At 31.8% G+C, this 15,277-nt stretch carries 21 protein-coding genes; 1 reads left to right on the forward strand and 20 read right to left on the reverse strand.

Annotated elements, in window-relative coordinates:
- Positions 1-191 precede the first annotated feature (191 nt).
- From RYO54_RS19525 to RYO54_RS19620, 20 genes are all read right to left on the reverse strand, one after another.
- Complete coding sequence (locus RYO54_RS19525) at positions 192-368, reverse strand: YvrJ family protein (RefSeq protein ID WP_315122362.1); 177 nt, start codon at positions 366-368, stop codon at positions 192-194.
- A gap of 66 nt (positions 369-434) precedes the next feature.
- Entirely contained in the window at positions 435-989 is a 555-nt protein-coding gene (locus tag RYO54_RS19530; protein ID WP_315122363.1) for a sigma-70 family RNA polymerase sigma factor, read from the reverse strand.
- Positions 990-991: 2 nt separating this feature from the next.
- Positions 992-1,780 carry an ATP-binding protein gene (locus RYO54_RS19535; protein WP_315122364.1) on the reverse strand — a complete coding sequence of 263 codons (789 nt, stop codon included), beginning with the start codon at positions 1,778-1,780 and terminating at the stop codon, positions 992-994.
- Positions 1,764-2,507, reverse strand: coding sequence for a conserved phage C-terminal domain-containing protein (locus RYO54_RS19540; RefSeq protein ID WP_315122365.1), 744 nt, complete (start codon positions 2,505-2,507; stop codon positions 1,764-1,766). The genes RYO54_RS19535 and RYO54_RS19540 overlap by 17 nt, the downstream gene beginning before the upstream one ends.
- A gap of 15 nt (positions 2,508-2,522) precedes the next feature.
- Positions 2,523-2,759 carry a helix-turn-helix transcriptional regulator gene (locus tag RYO54_RS19545; RefSeq protein WP_315115498.1) on the reverse strand — a complete coding sequence of 79 codons (237 nt, stop codon included), beginning with the start codon at positions 2,757-2,759 and terminating at the stop codon, positions 2,523-2,525.
- A gap of 322 nt (positions 2,760-3,081) precedes the next feature.
- A complete protein-coding gene (locus RYO54_RS19550) occupies positions 3,082-3,261 on the reverse strand; it encodes a hypothetical protein (RefSeq protein WP_315122366.1) in 180 nt (59 codons plus the stop codon).
- Positions 3,262-3,291: 30 nt separating this feature from the next.
- Positions 3,292-4,344 (reverse strand): ACR3 family arsenite efflux transporter, encoded by a 1,053-nt coding sequence (arsB, locus tag RYO54_RS19555; RefSeq protein ID WP_315122367.1) that lies wholly within the window; start codon positions 4,342-4,344, stop codon positions 3,292-3,294.
- Positions 4,345-4,389: 45 nt separating this feature from the next.
- Positions 4,390-6,030 carry an FAD-dependent oxidoreductase gene (locus RYO54_RS19560; protein ID WP_315122368.1) on the reverse strand — a complete coding sequence of 547 codons (1,641 nt, stop codon included), beginning with the start codon at positions 6,028-6,030 and terminating at the stop codon, positions 4,390-4,392.
- Between the two features lie 174 nt (positions 6,031-6,204).
- Positions 6,205-6,474, reverse strand: coding sequence for a DUF4177 domain-containing protein (locus RYO54_RS19565; protein ID WP_315122369.1), 270 nt, complete (start codon positions 6,472-6,474; stop codon positions 6,205-6,207).
- 24 nt (positions 6,475-6,498) lie between these two features.
- Positions 6,499-8,244 (reverse strand): arsenical pump-driving ATPase, encoded by a 1,746-nt coding sequence (gene arsA / locus RYO54_RS19570; protein ID WP_315122370.1) that lies wholly within the window; start codon positions 8,242-8,244, stop codon positions 6,499-6,501.
- 30 nt (positions 8,245-8,274) lie between these two features.
- A complete protein-coding gene (gene arsD, locus RYO54_RS19575) occupies positions 8,275-8,646 on the reverse strand; it encodes an arsenite efflux transporter metallochaperone ArsD (RefSeq protein WP_315122371.1) in 372 nt (123 codons plus the stop codon).
- Positions 8,647-8,661: 15 nt separating this feature from the next.
- A complete protein-coding gene (locus RYO54_RS19580; protein WP_315122372.1) occupies positions 8,662-8,985 on the reverse strand; it encodes a metalloregulator ArsR/SmtB family transcription factor in 324 nt (107 codons plus the stop codon).
- 282 nt (positions 8,986-9,267) lie between these two features.
- Positions 9,268-9,630: a thioredoxin family protein gene (locus RYO54_RS19585; RefSeq protein WP_315122373.1), complete on the reverse strand. Its 363-nt coding sequence runs from the start codon at positions 9,628-9,630 to the stop codon at positions 9,268-9,270.
- A 37-nt stretch (positions 9,631-9,667) separates the two neighbouring features.
- Complete coding sequence (locus RYO54_RS19590) at positions 9,668-10,369, reverse strand: cytochrome c biogenesis protein CcdA (RefSeq protein ID WP_315122374.1); 702 nt, start codon at positions 10,367-10,369, stop codon at positions 9,668-9,670.
- A complete protein-coding gene (locus RYO54_RS19595; RefSeq protein ID WP_315122375.1) occupies positions 10,369-10,908 on the reverse strand; it encodes a thioredoxin family protein in 540 nt (179 codons plus the stop codon). Before RYO54_RS19595 ends, RYO54_RS19590 begins: the two co-directional genes overlap by 1 nt.
- A 58-nt stretch (positions 10,909-10,966) precedes the next feature.
- Positions 10,967-11,971 (reverse strand): permease, encoded by a 1,005-nt coding sequence (locus RYO54_RS19600; RefSeq protein ID WP_315122376.1) that lies wholly within the window; start codon positions 11,969-11,971, stop codon positions 10,967-10,969.
- Between the two features lie 4 nt (positions 11,972-11,975).
- Positions 11,976-12,266, reverse strand: a complete 291-nt coding sequence (locus tag RYO54_RS19605; RefSeq protein WP_315122377.1) for a metalloregulator ArsR/SmtB family transcription factor — start codon at positions 12,264-12,266, stop codon at positions 11,976-11,978.
- Between the two features lie 225 nt (positions 12,267-12,491).
- Positions 12,492-12,986 (reverse strand): arsinothricin resistance N-acetyltransferase ArsN1 family A, encoded by a 495-nt coding sequence (locus RYO54_RS19610; RefSeq protein ID WP_315122378.1) that lies wholly within the window; start codon positions 12,984-12,986, stop codon positions 12,492-12,494.
- Between the two features lie 9 nt (positions 12,987-12,995).
- Positions 12,996-13,811, reverse strand: a complete 816-nt coding sequence (gene arsM / locus RYO54_RS19615) for an arsenite methyltransferase (RefSeq protein WP_315122379.1) — start codon at positions 13,809-13,811, stop codon at positions 12,996-12,998.
- A 17-nt stretch (positions 13,812-13,828) separates the two neighbouring features.
- On the reverse strand, positions 13,829-14,269 hold the full coding sequence (locus RYO54_RS19620; protein ID WP_315122380.1) for a MarR family winged helix-turn-helix transcriptional regulator: 441 nt from the start codon (positions 14,267-14,269) through the stop codon (positions 13,829-13,831).
- 416 nt (positions 14,270-14,685) lie between these two features.
- On the opposite strand from RYO54_RS19620, the gene RYO54_RS19625 reads away from it, so the two are divergent.
- Positions 14,686-15,277: RNA-guided endonuclease TnpB family protein (locus tag RYO54_RS19625; protein ID WP_315122381.1), on the forward strand; the 592-nt coding region annotated here is incomplete at its 3' end.

The following is a 15,277-nucleotide window of genomic DNA, read 5'->3' on the forward strand; positions in this document are numbered from 1 at the left end:
CCTTTATTTTTGTTTTCACCTATATATATGACTTTAAAAAGATAACTGCAAAAAAATATTTTTAATTACTAAATTCTTAGATTACTAGATATAGTTGAAATCCCTCTGCAATCTCCATAATCCAAAAACTTAATAGGAATTTTATCTATATCTAAACATCTAATAATCTAAAAAAGAGAGGCCACTCTCTTTTATGAAAGTCGCCTCTCCTCTTCATGGTGTTCCATAGCAGAAAGCAATATATTAGAAAACTTTAAAAAGGCTTTAGTCAGTTCCTCCAACCTTTTATCCAGTTTTACTAACAAATATATACTAACTGCTACTGGGAATCCTAAGTTACTAATAAGCCTAACTAATTCGTCATACATATTCCCACCACCTTTTTTAAAATTGAGAGTTGAGAATGGATAATCTCAACTTTCAACTATCAATTACTATATATGTTCCTTAAGCATCTTCTGCAGTTTTTTAATTGCCTTATCTTTTATATACCTTACATTGTTGTAGCTTTTTTCTCCTCCTACTGCTATTTCCTCTAAGGTATTATTATTTATATAAAAACTACTTACCACACTTTTTTCTTCCTCAGAAAGTTTATCTATAGCTTCATATAATTCTTTTGTTTTTTCAAAGGCTAAGACTTCATCTTCTATGGTAAAATAGTAATCCTCATTTAAGTGGACAAACTCATCTGGTATTTCTCTATGATGTTTAATTTCCTTTTTTAATAGAGCCTTGTAGTTTAGTTGAATAGCTCTGATGCAATATGGAATGAAGTAGTCTGGCTCTCCTTTATACATATTTACAGCCTTTATTACAGAGAGATATCCATGCTGTACTAAATCCTCATAGTCGTAACATTTTACTATGTATCTTGAAGATTCCTTTAGTATGAGAGGTATGAAATACTCTATTATTTTTCCTAAGGCTTCCTTGTCATCCTGCTTGGCTTTTATAAGAAACTCATTTAAAACAACATGGTTTTTCATGTTTAATTTAATACCTCCCCTAAAAATTTTTCTGTTTTTCCTTTGCCTTTAATTTTTCTTATATCTTCCCCAGTGTTCCTAATAAAGCTGCACATCTCCACAAGCCTGCTGTAAGTTCTGTCATTATACCGTCCCTTTAATTCATTTATACTTATATTTGTGGTTATAATCACTGGTAATCTTGAGCTATTTCTCTTTTCTATTACCTGATATATCATAGCTCTTGTCCACTTATTATCCTCTTCTGTGCCTAAGTCATCGATAATAAGCAAGTCTGCATTTTCTAAACTGTTTAAGACTGTAAACACTCCTTCATCTCCCCAAGTTCTCTTGCTTTGACTTATCCTCTCCGTCAATCCTATAGCTCCTACTGCTATTACGGGAATGGATCTATCCATAAGTGCATTAGCTATACAGGAAGAAAAGTAGGTCTTTCCATTTCCAGGTTCTCCGTAAATCAACATGCCTTGATTTTTATTTTTCATATGGTGAAATTTTTCTATGTACTCAAGGGCTATTTTATATAAGCTTTTATTGCCTACTCTATGATCCCAATTTTTAAGGGTGCATGTCCTAAAATTCTCATCCATCATGCTGTTGGCTATAACCCTTTTAAGCCTTATTTGCTTTTCTCTATTTTCCTCTTCAAATCTTTCTCGCCTATAGATTTCCCTTCTACATTTGCAGGCCCTTGGATATAGTCTAGAGCCAAAATATAAATCCACCACTATGCCTATGGGTTCTCCACAGGTTTCGCATATTTTGATTTTTTCCTTACACCCTAAATCCAAGACCTTCCCCCTCCACTTCTTCAAAATCCCTCTCTTGGCTATTTTGATTTAAGTATCCCTCAAATTTATTTCCAAACAAGGTTTCTGGCCTTAAGTATTTTTCCATATCAGTACCCAACCACTCTTCCACCTTGTTGTCTATTACTTTTAAAAAATCCTCAACAGTGAAACCTTCACTGACTTTCCCTCTTATTAGCTGCTGTGTTTTTTTACTGCTTACCCTGTATCCTTTATTAGCTTTTTCATTCAAGTAGTTTACAATTGAGGTATATATATTATTATTATCTTTAGTAGATGGGTCTTTTAGTAGATTAATCTTTTGTTCGGGACTTATTTCCCGAAGAGTTATGGATGTTTCTCCATAAGGTTCAGCATTTAATTCCGAAGGGCTGGTTTTAAAATCCGATATTAACTTTATGAAATTAGAACCAATACCGTAATAAGAATATACTCCACCCTCCCTTATAGTTTCATGTCTAAGGATGTCTTTTTTTGACATTCTCTTAAGTCTTCTATATATGGTATCTTTCTTCAAACTCAATATAGGTAAATCTTCTATTATGCTATCATATCTAACCCAATGATAAATCTCATCATTTATTTCTTCTTTATCCATACGTCCGCTATCTTTAAAGTCAACAAAATACCTTAATATCAGTGCATCTACAGTGTCCAAGCCAAACTTCACTAGCTCACTTTGCTTAAATCCAAGTATTGTATACTTCACAAAGACCCCTCCCTTTTAACAATCAAAATTCATTTCGCTTTGAGTAAAGATTTCCATCCTTTTCACATCATAAACTTGACTAATTAAAACCTGACTATTCATCCGGGGATAACTTTTTCCATTCTCCCAGCTCCAATACATCTTTTGATTAGTACAGCACCGCTTTGCTGCTTCCGATTGAGTCCACCCTTTAGCAATTCTTAAAATTTTAAGCTTTGTATTCCAAGGCAAGTCATTAATTAATTTTTTCATTAAATGGCCCCCTTTCAAATTACAAGAACATCTGTTTGTATTAGTATTAATATTACTATAACATCATCCATTTCCATATTCAACCATATTATGGCGTAAATCCCCTTAATTGTATTGATTATTCTGTATTTTCTGTCTTTAGTGTGAATTATCAAGGTTTTATCGACACATTAACGTAAGGTACGTTATTTTACGTACCTTACGTAACTTGAGAGGAAAATATGATAATAAAGATAAAAAAACGACAGGGTGTTGAAACCTGTCGGTTTTGGTTTGTTTTTAATAATAAAACTATGCTTCATTATTAAGATTAATTTGCTTCTTACTTATAAATTTCCACATTTTTTGCAATTACATTAATCGCAGATGATAAATTTTTTAGTTCCACTATAATTTCTTTTAATAATTGATTTGTTTCTGCATCTTGATATTTTTTCATCTCTTCAATTTCTTTGGATTCTTGATAATCTGGGCCATAGGGACTACTCCTTATTTTATTCATATTATCTTCTCCTTTATCATCGATATTAATTTATTCAAACCAACTTCTCGTATTATTTGCTATTTTAACGAGAGCAAGCATTACTGGCACCTCGACTAATACTCCAACAACTGTAGCCAGTGCAGCCCCTGATTTTAATCCAAATAGTGCAATGGCAACAGCTACTGCAAGTTCAAAGAAGTTGCTTGCTCCAATCATACCTGCTGGCGCAGCAATTGAATGTGGTAGCTTCCATGCTCTTGCCCATCCATAAGCAATCCCAAATATTAAGAAGGTTTGTATAGTTAATGGTATTGCTATAAGGATAATATGCAATGGATTATTAAGTATAATCTCACCTTGAAATGAAAATATAATAACTAATGTTAATAGCAATCCTATAATTGTCACATTATCAAATTTCTTTAAAAATATATTATTAAAGTAATCTAGTCCTTTATTTTTTACTATAGCATTTCTTGTTAAAAATCCTGATGCTAGTGGTATAACTACGAAAAGTATAGTTGAAAGTATTAGTGTACCGTATGATAGCGGAACATCACTTACTCCTAATAAAAATGCTACTATTGGAGCAAATGCAATAAGAATTATCAAGTCATTAACTGCTACCTGAACTAAAGTATATGCAGCATCACCCTTTGTTAGATAACTCCATACAAATACCATGGCTGTACATGGAGCTGCTCCAAGAAGTACTGCTCCCGCTAAATACTCAGTGGCAAGATTTGCTGGTATAAAGGCTTTGAATACAACCTTGAAGGAAAATGCTGCTATTGCATACATAGTAAATGGTTTTATAAGCCAGTTAGTCACACAGGTAACTACGAGTCCTTTTGGCTTTTTTGTGGCGCTAACAATGCTAGAAAAGTCTATTTTAAGCATCATTGGATATATCATAAGCCATATTAGTATTGCCACAGGTACCGAAACATTATAATATTCAAATTTATTAAGGGTTTGTGGTATAACAGGTATAAACTTACCAATAAGTATTCCTACTACAATACAAAGTGCTACCCATATTGTTAAGTATCTTTCAAATACTCCTAAGCCTTTCCCTTTAACTTCTTTATTTTCCGACATTTTAAAATCCCCCTCTATTGCTTTATTATGCTATAAATAATTATTCTATCTATCCTTTGTCTCTTTATAAAACTTATGTCCTCCTGAAAGGTTATAAACCTTTTTAAATCCATGGTTAATCAAAATATTTTGAGTTGCGTTTCCAGTTACTCCTTTATTGCAATAAGTTATTGTTAAAGCTTCTTTATTTAAGGTTTCTAACCCTTCTCTTAAATTACTGTGAGGAATATTAACTGCTGTGTCTACATGGGATTCATCATATTGTTTGGTAACTCTTGCATCAATGATTTGTATTTTTTCTCCCTTGTTTACTAATCTTTGAATCTCTTTTGATGTGATGATTGGCCTATTGTTATTTAAAGCATTATCTAGTATCATTCCTGTGTAGTGAACAGGATCTTTAGTTGTTGAAAATGGTGGAGCGTATGCCAAATCTAAATGAAACAAATCTTCAACCTTCGCACCATAAGTAATCAGAGTTACAAACACATCTATCCTCTTATCTACACCTTCATACCCAACAACCTGTACACCTAATAGTTTTTGTGTCCTCTTATCTGCAATAGCCTTTATAATCATTTCCTTGCCATGAAAATAATCTGGTTTATCTGGTTTAATATTATGGCACATTACTATTTCATATCCTTCAGCTAAAGCTTCCCTTTCAGATAATCCTGTACTTGCAATTGTCATATCAAACAACTTAAATATTCCAGTACTTAGGTTGCCCCTATATTCTAAAGTACCACCAGTAAGTACATCCCCTGCAATTCTTCCCGTTTTATTTGCTGTTGACCCTAGGGGTCTATATACTGGCTTCTTTGTAATTACAGAAAAGGTCTCAATGCAATCACCACAAGCATAAACATCCTTAATATTTGTTTGCATCTTGTTATTAACCTTTATTCCACCAGTAACTCCAATCTCCATTCCTGCTTCCTTTGCCAGTGTAATGTTAGGTCTTACTCCAGTTGCCATAATAACAATATTACTATCTATTTCTTGACCATCTTCTAAGATAACCTTGTCTTCATGAATTTCAACAATACTATTATTTTTCATAATAGTAACATTCTTTTTGGCTAAAGCATTTTCTAAAAATATTGCCATATCTTCATCAAGATTTGGTGTTATTTTACTTTGCTTTTCTATAATAGTAACATTTATTCCATATTCCATTATATTCTCAAGCATTTCAAATCCAATAAATCCAGTACCTGCAATTACTGCATGCTTTGGTTTTCTTTCATCTATGAAATTTTTAATATTTCTAGCACTTTCAACATTTCTTAAGAAAAATACATTAGGATTATCTATACCTTTTACACTAGGTACAAAGGACGTAGCACCTGTTGCAATAACTAACTTATCATATCTATCCTTAAATACTTCATCTGTATTTAGATTCTTAATAATTAGTTCTTTTTTCTCTGACTCTATTTTCAGCACTTTATAACTAGTAAAAATATCTATATTATATTTCTTTTTAAAGAATATAGAATCTCTTGGTGTAAGCTCTTCAATGTCTCCTACTTCTCCCCCTATATAATAAGGAAGTCCACAGCCTGAATAAGAAATATCCTTATCCTTTTCGTATACTACTATTTCTGCTTTATCATCATTTCTTCTAGCCTTTGCAGCTGCTGATGTTCCTGCCGCTACGGCTCCTATAACGAGTATTCTCATTTTCTTAGCCTCCTATGTTTATTTTATAAACAATACTTAAAACATAGTTTGTGTTATCTCAATATTTTTTTATTAAGATGGTTTTTGTCGGAATTTTTTACTTAACATATAACTAAAACTCTTTATTCAAATAATTAAACCCTAGCACATCTTTTGTTAAACACTGCCACTTTATTACCCTACAACTGCTTTTTTAAATACTATCGAATCACTATCCAACTTTGGTGGATTTCCTAGTGTTGTGTATGGTTTTTGTAAAACCCCTACAAGTTCCCAACCATCTTCTCCGTATTTATTTAATTCTTCTTCTATTGTTGAGTTCTTATCTAAACTTAAAAAATGTCTAAGTTCAAATACCTTATATTCCCATTTCATGTGCATTAATTCACCCCTTTTAATTTTTAGTTCGAGAGGATATACAATAATAAAACCGACAAAAACCATCCAAATCAAGTTGAATCTCTTTCCTTAGTTTAATAGTTCTAAAAGTTTTTCTCCCTTAATCTCTTCTGCTTTCCATTCTATTACTGCAAAATTTCCTTTAGATATTTCATTTACTTTGTTAATCCACTCCACTTCATTGCTCGCTTTTACTTTTAAAATAGCATTTGTTGTATTGGCTGCATAGAAACTTGAATTGATAACCCACCATTTACTGTGAATATCAGCTCTTTTTAAATCTTCCTGTAATCTTAAAGCTTCATGAACTGGTGTAGTTTCTGCAAGAGTTACAATAATAACCTCTGTATCATCTTCATTTCTAAGTTTAGGTAAAAGTTTCTTAACTGATTCTGGAATATCTCCTTGAGAACGCTGAATTTCTCTATGATAACTTTGAGTTGAATCTAAAAGTAATAGCGTATGTCCTGTTGGTGCTGTATCAATAACTACAACTTCATTTTCTGACCTATCAACTATTTCAGCAAAAGCTCTAAACACTGCTATCTCTTGAGTACAAGGAGATCTTAAATCTTCTTCAACATAAGCAATATCATCATCACTCATTGTTTCTCTTGCTTTGCTCAATACTTCTTCTTTATATTTTTCTAGCTCTTCCTTTTCATCAATACTGCTTAAAGTAATACCATAGGTTTCATCTAATACAAACTTTAGATGAGCTGCTGGGTCGGTAGTTGTTAAATGTACTTTCTTCCCCTTTTTAGCTAAACCTAAAGCAATGGCAGCAGCTATAGTAGTTTTACCTACTCCACCTTTACCCATTGTAAATATTACCTTTTTGCCACTGCTATATAAATCCTCTATAACATTATTTAATTTAGGTATGTTATGGGTATTTAACTTTTCACTACTATATTTAATATTGTTATTATTTAAAAACGCTCTTACATTTTCTAAGCCCGTTACATTATAAGGTCTTAGGAGAATTTTATAAGTTTCAAGGAATTTAATCCCTTCTGGCATATCCTTTAGTGCATTTTGTTGTTTTTCATAAATAGCATTAGAAAGATAGTCATCATGTTCTTCAAGAATACCGTTAATTATTAAAACTTGATTATTTACTCCTATGTCTTGAAGCTCCTTAGATGCTCTTTCAGCCTCTTTTAGCGGTGATGGTTCAGGACGAGATACAAGTATAAGTGTAGTTTTTTCCTTATCAGCTAAATTTTCAACTGCATTTTTATAAACTTCTTTTTTACTTTCAAGCCCTGAAAGCTGTCCTAAGCAGGATGCTCCATGGGTGCTTTCACTAATGAAATTACTCCAGGCTGATGGCAATTGTAACATTCTTAGTGTATGTCCTGTTGGTGCTGTATCAAATATTATGTGATCATAATCCTTTGATACCTTATCATCAGTTATAAAGCTGGAAAATTCATTAAAGGCAGCTATTTCAACAGTGCATGAACCTGAAAGCTGTTCCTCCATATTTTTTAAAACTACTTCTGGTAATTTACCACGATAGGGAGCTATTACACTTTCTTTATACTCAGCAGCTGCCTCTTCTGGATCAAAGTTTGCAACTACAAGATTGGGTACATCCTTAATTTGGACTCCTTTATTATTTAATTCAGTATTAAAAACATCCTGAAGATTGGAAGCTGGGTCTGTACTAACAAGCATAATCCTCTTACCTGCATCAGCTAAAGACACTGCTGTAGCGCAAGCTGTTGAAGTTTTACCTACTCCACCTTTTCCTGTAAAAAACAAATATTTTGTTAAATTTATCTCTGTTACATTAAAATTCTTAAACATTTAATCCCTCTTTTCTATATTAATAGCATCTTAACAGCATCCACCACTACAACCGCAGCCCCCAGATGGTTTTTTTATAGTAAGTTTTAAGTAATCTTCAGGTACCTCTAATAAAGCGCAAAATTCTTCATTTGTTGGATAAGATTTTATTTTTACCACTTCACCATTTACAATAGTTACTGGTAAAATATCCACACCCTCAGTATTTAATAGTTTATTAATTACCTTATTGTCAACAAAAGCCTGAGGATTGCTTGTTAAGTTATGTCTTTCAATGACAATTCCTTTATTTTGCAAATTATTCAATACAGTAGACACTCTTAATAATTCTGGATCAACTCCTGGTCCACAAACTCCTGTTGAACAACACATTGCTGGGTCAAATATTATCATTTTTTTCATAATCATACACTCCTTCTATTTACATTCACATTTAGATTTATCTTTGCATATACATTCATCTGTATCTGTTACGAGATTCATAAGAAATAAAATTAATTTATTACAATTAGAGTTATTTAAAGAATAATAATTCCACAACCCTTCCTTTCTAGAATTCACCAATCCACAATCCGTTAGTACCTTCATATGATGCGAAAGCGTAGGTTGGGTAAAATCAAAATGTTCTAAAATATCACAGGCACACTTCTCTCCACAAGATAAAACATCAATTATCTTTAATCTGTTGCCATCTGAAAGCGCCTTAATAATTTTTGCATTATCATCATAATTCTGTTTCACTTAATCACCCCTCTATATAGATATGTATCTATATATAATATAGACCATTATCTATATAGTGTCAATACACATCATATAAATCAGATTAAATTTAAGTGATACATAAACATTTCTCTATATAGAGTATTTTATTCACTACTTCAGTAAATGTTCTTATTCTTTTTTAAAATAATCTTTAAAGCATAAGAAAAAACGGTTAAAGTGATTTACTATCGCTCTAACCGAAATATTAATTAAAACTATAAGGATTCTTTAACTTCTAATTCAATATCATTACCGATATTATTTCTCCACCTTTTCGAGAATTTTAACAATCTCATTAGACTTTAATACTTTCCCAAAAGACACTACCTTTTCATTAACCACAAGAGCCGGTGTTGACATTACTCCATACCCTGTAATAGCCGCTAAATCAGTAACTTTTTCGATATTTGCTTCCAAACCCATTTGCGATAGTGCAATTTTTGTGTTTTCTGCAAGAGAAACACAATTTTTACAACCAGAACCTAAAATTTTAATGTTCATAGCACCCTCAATTATAGGTGTGTTTTCTTCTTTTGATTCTTCAACACTCTCCACGTTGCAGCAACCACCAGATTTTTTTCTTCCAAATAAACCGCTAAATAAACTTTTTTTCTCACTCATAATATTTACCTCCTAAAAAATTCAATATTTTAACCAATTAAAAACCTATATAAAACATATAAAAAGCTATTAATGCAATTATTAAGCCCATAAGAATTTTTAATACTTTACTTACCATACCATATTTTTTACTTGATGATAACTTTCGAACAAAACCCACAGATGTACCTGCAATGAGTACTAAGAAGCTATGTCCTAAAGAATATAAAAGTAACAGTAGTATTCCCCACAAAAGACTTCCTTCCTTTGCCACTATAGCAAGCAAAACAACTAAAACCGGTGTTGCACAAGGGGATGAAAAAAATCCACCTAAAACTCCTGCCAAAAATGCTCCTCCAAAACCACGTTTACTATTCTTACTAATGGCATAGGAGGATGGAATAAAGTTAAATACCTCCCAGGTCTGTAGAGCCATTAAAAGCATAAGTATACCAAGAATTATATACCACCAGGAACCTGTCCCTTGCATAAGCTTCCCCAAAAGAGAAGCCGCTGTACCTAAAACAGTAAATGTCACAGACATACCTATAGAAAATACCAAGGAAAGCCAAAAGGCTTTCTTTGTATCTCTCTCTCCCATGCCTCCTACATATCCTATCACAAGAGGTACACTTGTAAGCGCGCAAGGAGTAATGGAAGTTATTACCCCTGCAAGCAATGCTAAGATAGGTGCTAGCCATATATTTTGAAAAATAGAAGTTGAAATAGAAGTAAGCCATTGGTTAATTACAATATCCATCACTTCAACCCCATTTCTTTCAATATATTTAACATTTGCTCTTTGGTCATTCCACCTTCATGAACCGTGAAGACATGCTCTCCTGTATCTCTTAATGAATAAACCTTCATTTGTTTAGCTTCAGGATCTTTTGGATTGTATGGTTTACCCTTTGCATCAATAAAAATTTGCGTGGGTATTACGCTTATTGGATAACCTTCAGCTAAAGCCTGATATTTCCACACATCAACAAATTTTATAATAGCTTTTCCTTGAAGCTCCTTATTTAATTCTTTTAATACTGGAGCCATTTCTTTGCAAGGGATACAAGAGTCTGCACCAAAGTCGATGATAATAGGAAGTCCATATGACTTTAACTTTTCAAGGTCAATTTCTTTAGTTACATGCAAGGCAAAGTCAGCATTATTGCTCTCTACTGAATCAATGGTTTTTTTATGATTTTTTACAAACCATATACCAACCACAATGAACAAAAGTAGAACTGGTACTATAATCTTTATGGCAATATTTTTAGACTTCATAGCATTTTTATTATTCATTTATAGCATCCTCGCTATAAATTGCTAAAAACCATCTTTTTGTCATAAATTTACCCCCTTACATAAAAAGATAACTAAAGGCATTAAAGCTGTATCCAATTATAATAATTCCTAGGGCAACAATGCCTACAAATGTAGCTAAAAGTTTTGGCTTAACAACTTTCTTTAACATAATCATAGATGGAAGAGAAAGTGCAGTTACGCCCATCATAAAGGATAGTGCTGTGCCAAGTCCTACTCCCTTTAAAACCAAAGCTTCAGCAATAGGTAATGTTCCAAAAATATCAGCATACATAGGAATCCCTACAAAAGTTGCTAATAGAACAGAATACCATTTACCTTGTCCAAGTAATGCAGTTATTATTGACTCTGGAATCCAGTTGTGTATAGCAGCACCTATTCCTACACCTATCAAAACATATAGCCACACTTTTTTTACTATGTCTAATACTTGTTCTTTTGCGAAATCTATTCTATCACTTGTAGTCAACTCTTCTTGTTCAACTTCAAGGACCTTGTTGTTATAAACAAATGGTTCTACATACTTTTCAAGTTTCAATTTACTAATAATAGTTCCTCCAATAACTGCTAGTACAATACCTACAACCACATAAGCTATTGCAATCTTCCAGTTAAATATACTTGCAAGTAGAATAACAGATGCTAAATCTACAAGAGGTGAAGATATTAAAAATGAAAAGGAAACTCCAATTGGTAATCCTGCATTTGTAAATCCTATAAATAGTGGGATGGACGAACAAGAGCAAAATGGCGTAACGGTTCCAAGTAACGCACTCAATATATTAGCTGTAATTCCACTAAACCTACCTAAAATTTTTCTAGTTCTTTCAGGTGGAAAAAAGCTTTGAATATATGAAATCATAAATATTAAAACTGAAAGCAATATAAATATTTTTACAACATCATAGATAAAGAAGTGAATACTCCCTCCAACTTTGCTATTTACGTCTAATCCAAATACATTTTTCACAAGTAAAGTTACTAAATTATGTAACCATTCCATTTTTAATAATTGATTATTTAACCATTGAAATATAAACATAAAATCATCTCCTTAAAACTTTCACTCCTATGTCATCAAAAAAATTTTGTAATAACTCCACAGAATTTTTATTAATTGAATATTTCATCCATATTCCATCACGTTTGCTCTCCACAAGCCCGCTTTCACATAAAATTTTCATGTGATAAGAAAGTGTCGGCTGCGTTATATTAAATTCCTCAAGTATATTACATGCACAAAGCTCTCCATTAGAAAGCATATCGAAGATTTTTACTCTTGTTTCATCCGATAATGCTTTCATAAATAATGCATATTCTCCATAGTTTTTGCTCATTTTACTCACCTCAACATTACATTTAATTTATACATATAGATAACCTTCTATATGTATAATATACCAAGACATAGATAAGTGTCAATGTGTTTTAGAGCTTTTGCTATATTTCTATCATTATTAGTTTATTTCTAAAGGGAAAATCACAATAAAAAAAACCAGCTAGAGTGACTGTTATACCCTAACTGGCTCCTTTTACTTAATCCATATCATATTGATATAAGTTTATAAAAGCTTCTCCATAATAGTTATATTAACAAATTTGCCATCAAGAATTCCTTGGTTTATATAAGTTCCCACTTCCCTAAATCCAGTAGACTTATATAAATTTTTACCTACATCATTAAACTCAAAAGTACTTAAAACTAACTTATGAAAATCCTGTTTTTTAGCAATTTGTATAAGATAGTTTAGCAGCAATTTACCTAGCCCCCTGCCTCTCATGTCTCTCTCTACATAAATTGAAAAATCACCAATACCGCTATAGCAGCACCTTGAATTAAACACATTTATAGAAGCCCATCCAATTACTGTGACTTTGCAATCTTCAAGGACTACAACTTTATACCTCTCACTTCTACTAGTGAACCACTCTTTCATTTCATCAATATCCCTTAATCTAGTTTCTAAGGTAGCGATTCTATCCTCAATGCCTTGATTATAAATATTAGTTATATATGGTATATCTTCAACCTTTGCTTCTCTTGTATTATAATTCACCTAAGTTACCTACTTATACGATTTTATATGTGCACTAGCATAAGCACCATCAAGTAATTCAGCATCAATCTGGCTATATACTTCACCTAAATTCTTTTGCTTTGCTATATCTTCAATAACTTCCTTAGTATATACATTCACTGGTATAATTTCTACATTTTTAAAGCCAACCTTTTTAAGTATATCCTCGTAATTTTTTATATATAAGGCTCCTGCAATACATCCTACCCACATCTCAACACTATGCTTAATATCTTTAGGAACATCTTTTAACTGAACAATATCTGCTATAGCAAGTCTGCCACCTTGTTTTAAAACTCTATAAGCTTCTTTTAAAGCATCCTCTTTATCTTCACATAGGTTAATTACACAGTTTGAGGTTATAACATCTATAGTTTCATTATCAAGTGGAATATCTTCTATATATCCCTTGATAAATTCTACATTGTTTACTCCCATTTTTTCTTTGTTTTTGTTTGCAAGCTCTAGCATTTCATCAGTCATGTCAAGTCCATAGACCTTACCTTCATGTCCTACATATTTTGATGATATAAATGCATCTATTCCTCCACCGCTTCCTAAATCTAATACAGTTTCACCTTTCTTTAATTCAGCCAAAACTACTGGATTGGCGCACCCTAGAGAAGCATTTACAGCATCCTCTGGTAATCCTTCTAAATATTCTTTTGTATAAATGTTTGAATTATCTGTTACGTCCCCACAACAAGCAGTTCCACATCCACAGGATGCCTTTGAATTGCTATTTACCTTTTTTGCAATATCTCCATAATAAGACTTAACTTCACCTTTAATATTCTTACCCATGACTTATACCCCTTTCATTAACAACATTTATTTTTCTTTGCAGCATCTATAATTAATTGTAGACTCTCTAGCACCTGAGCTCTTTTTTCTTCTGGTATAGATGAAAAAATACTTTTATAATACTGTTCCATACTATTCTCTATATTCTCGAATACCTTCATTCCTTCATCAGTTAATTTAATTGCTACGTACCTTCTATCTTCTGGATGTAACTCTCTAACTGCTAATCCCGAATTTACTAAGTTATTTGTAGTTCTACTCATTGTACTTTTATCTAATGCTAATAATTCGGCAAGTTCATTTAGTGATATTTCTTTTGCTCTTCCTATCTCTACAATAGCATGACATTGAGATACTGTAGTTCCACAACAGGTTGCTTCACCTTTTTCTAGTATTCCAAGATTTCTCACAAGAACTCTAATCAGTTCTCTTAGATAGTGGCTTTCTTTGTTATCCATTTTGTCACCTCATATTAATTGTAATACAAAACAGTTGTTATATGCAACTGTTTTGTGTATAAATATTTCATCAGCTGAATTAGTAACATATTGAAAATCTATAAAATATAATTTTTATGAGAATACTAACTTTGAGTAATTTAAATTATCTGTATACTTAAAAAGTACTTAAATAATTTTTAACATAATTGTGCAAAATTCTCCCTTCTTCTATAAGTGGGAGATGAATAGCACTTGCCGATAGGCAACAAGTATGACAAACTATAATCAGTTATATTAGCTGAAAGGTAGTGTTATTGATTAGTATTAGCTATAAAGTATAGAAGAGAAGTTATTGTATTATAATAATTGGTGGAATGACTATAGATATAGTTAAAAAATATATAGAAAATCAAGGTGTGAAATGAGGTGATTATGTGTTGAAAGCTTATAAATATAGAATTTATCCAAATGAAGAGCAAAAATTATATTTAGCTAAAACCTTTGGTTGTACTAGGTTTATCTATAACAAAATGTTGGCTGAAAAGATAGAACACTATAAAAATACTGGAGAAATGCTAAGGAATACTCCATCACAATATAAATCTGAATTTGAGTGGCTAAAAGAAGTTGATAGTTTAGCTTTAGCAAATGAACAACTAAATTTAGACAAAGCTTATAAAAACTTTTTTAGAGATAAGTCAGTAGGATTTCCAAAATTCAAAAGCAAAAAAAGCAATTATCATAGTTTCACTACAAATAATCAAAAAGGTACTGTATATATAGAAAACGAACATATTAAAATTCCTAAATTAAAATCCAGAATTAAGATAAAAGAGCATAGAAAATTAGACGGTCTTATCAAAAGTTGTACTATCTCAAAAACGCCAAGTGGAAAATACTACATATCGATTTTAGCTGATACAGAAAATATAAAGTTACAGAAAATTGATACAAAGATAGGTGTTGATGTTGGCTTAAGGGATTTTGCAATATGTTCTAATGGTCATAAAGAGCCTAATCCTAAAT

Source organism: uncultured Clostridium sp., assembly GCF_963515715.1.
GTDB lineage: Bacteria > Bacillota > Clostridia > Clostridiales > Clostridiaceae > Clostridium_AW.

Bases quoted from the DNA above. Each gene is read 5' to 3' on its own strand.
- RYO54_RS19525 (WP_315122362.1), bottom strand. From the start codon at position 368: ATGTATGACGAATTAGTTAGGCTTATTAGTAACTTAGGATTCCCAGTA.
- RYO54_RS19530 (WP_315122363.1), bottom strand. From the start codon at position 989: ATGAAAAACCATGTTGTTTTAAATGAGTTTCTTATAAAAGCCAAGCAG.
- RYO54_RS19545 (WP_315115498.1), bottom strand. From the start codon at position 2,759: ATGAAAAAATTAATTAATGACTTGCCTTGGAATACAAAGCTTAAAATT.
- RYO54_RS19550 (WP_315122366.1), bottom strand. From the start codon at position 3,261: ATGAATAAAATAAGGAGTAGTCCCTATGGCCCAGATTATCAAGAATCC.
- arsB (WP_315122367.1), bottom strand. From the start codon at position 4,344: ATGTCGGAAAATAAAGAAGTTAAAGGGAAAGGCTTAGGAGTATTTGAA.
- RYO54_RS19560 (WP_315122368.1), bottom strand. From the start codon at position 6,030: ATGAGAATACTCGTTATAGGAGCCGTAGCGGCAGGAACATCAGCAGCT.
- RYO54_RS19565 (WP_315122369.1), bottom strand. From the start codon at position 6,474: ATGGTTTTTGTCGGTTTTATTATTGTATATCCTCTCGAACTAAAAATT.
- arsA (WP_315122370.1), bottom strand. From the start codon at position 8,244: ATGTTTAAGAATTTTAATGTAACAGAGATAAATTTAACAAAATATTTG.
- arsD (WP_315122371.1), bottom strand. From the start codon at position 8,646: ATGAAAAAAATGATAATATTTGACCCAGCAATGTGTTGTTCAACAGGA.
- RYO54_RS19585 (WP_315122373.1), bottom strand. From the start codon at position 9,630: ATGAGTGAGAAAAAAAGTTTATTTAGCGGTTTATTTGGAAGAAAAAAA.
- RYO54_RS19590 (WP_315122374.1), bottom strand. From the start codon at position 10,369: ATGGATATTGTAATTAACCAATGGCTTACTTCTATTTCAACTTCTATT.
- RYO54_RS19595 (WP_315122375.1), bottom strand. From the start codon at position 10,908: ATGAATAATAAAAATGCTATGAAGTCTAAAAATATTGCCATAAAGATT.
- RYO54_RS19600 (WP_315122376.1), bottom strand. From the start codon at position 11,971: ATGTTTATATTTCAATGGTTAAATAATCAATTATTAAAAATGGAATGG.
- RYO54_RS19605 (WP_315122377.1), bottom strand. From the start codon at position 12,266: ATGAGCAAAAACTATGGAGAATATGCATTATTTATGAAAGCATTATCG.
- arsM (WP_315122379.1), bottom strand. From the start codon at position 13,811: ATGGGTAAGAATATTAAAGGTGAAGTTAAGTCTTATTATGGAGATATT.
- RYO54_RS19620 (WP_315122380.1), bottom strand. From the start codon at position 14,269: ATGGATAACAAAGAAAGCCACTATCTAAGAGAACTGATTAGAGTTCTT.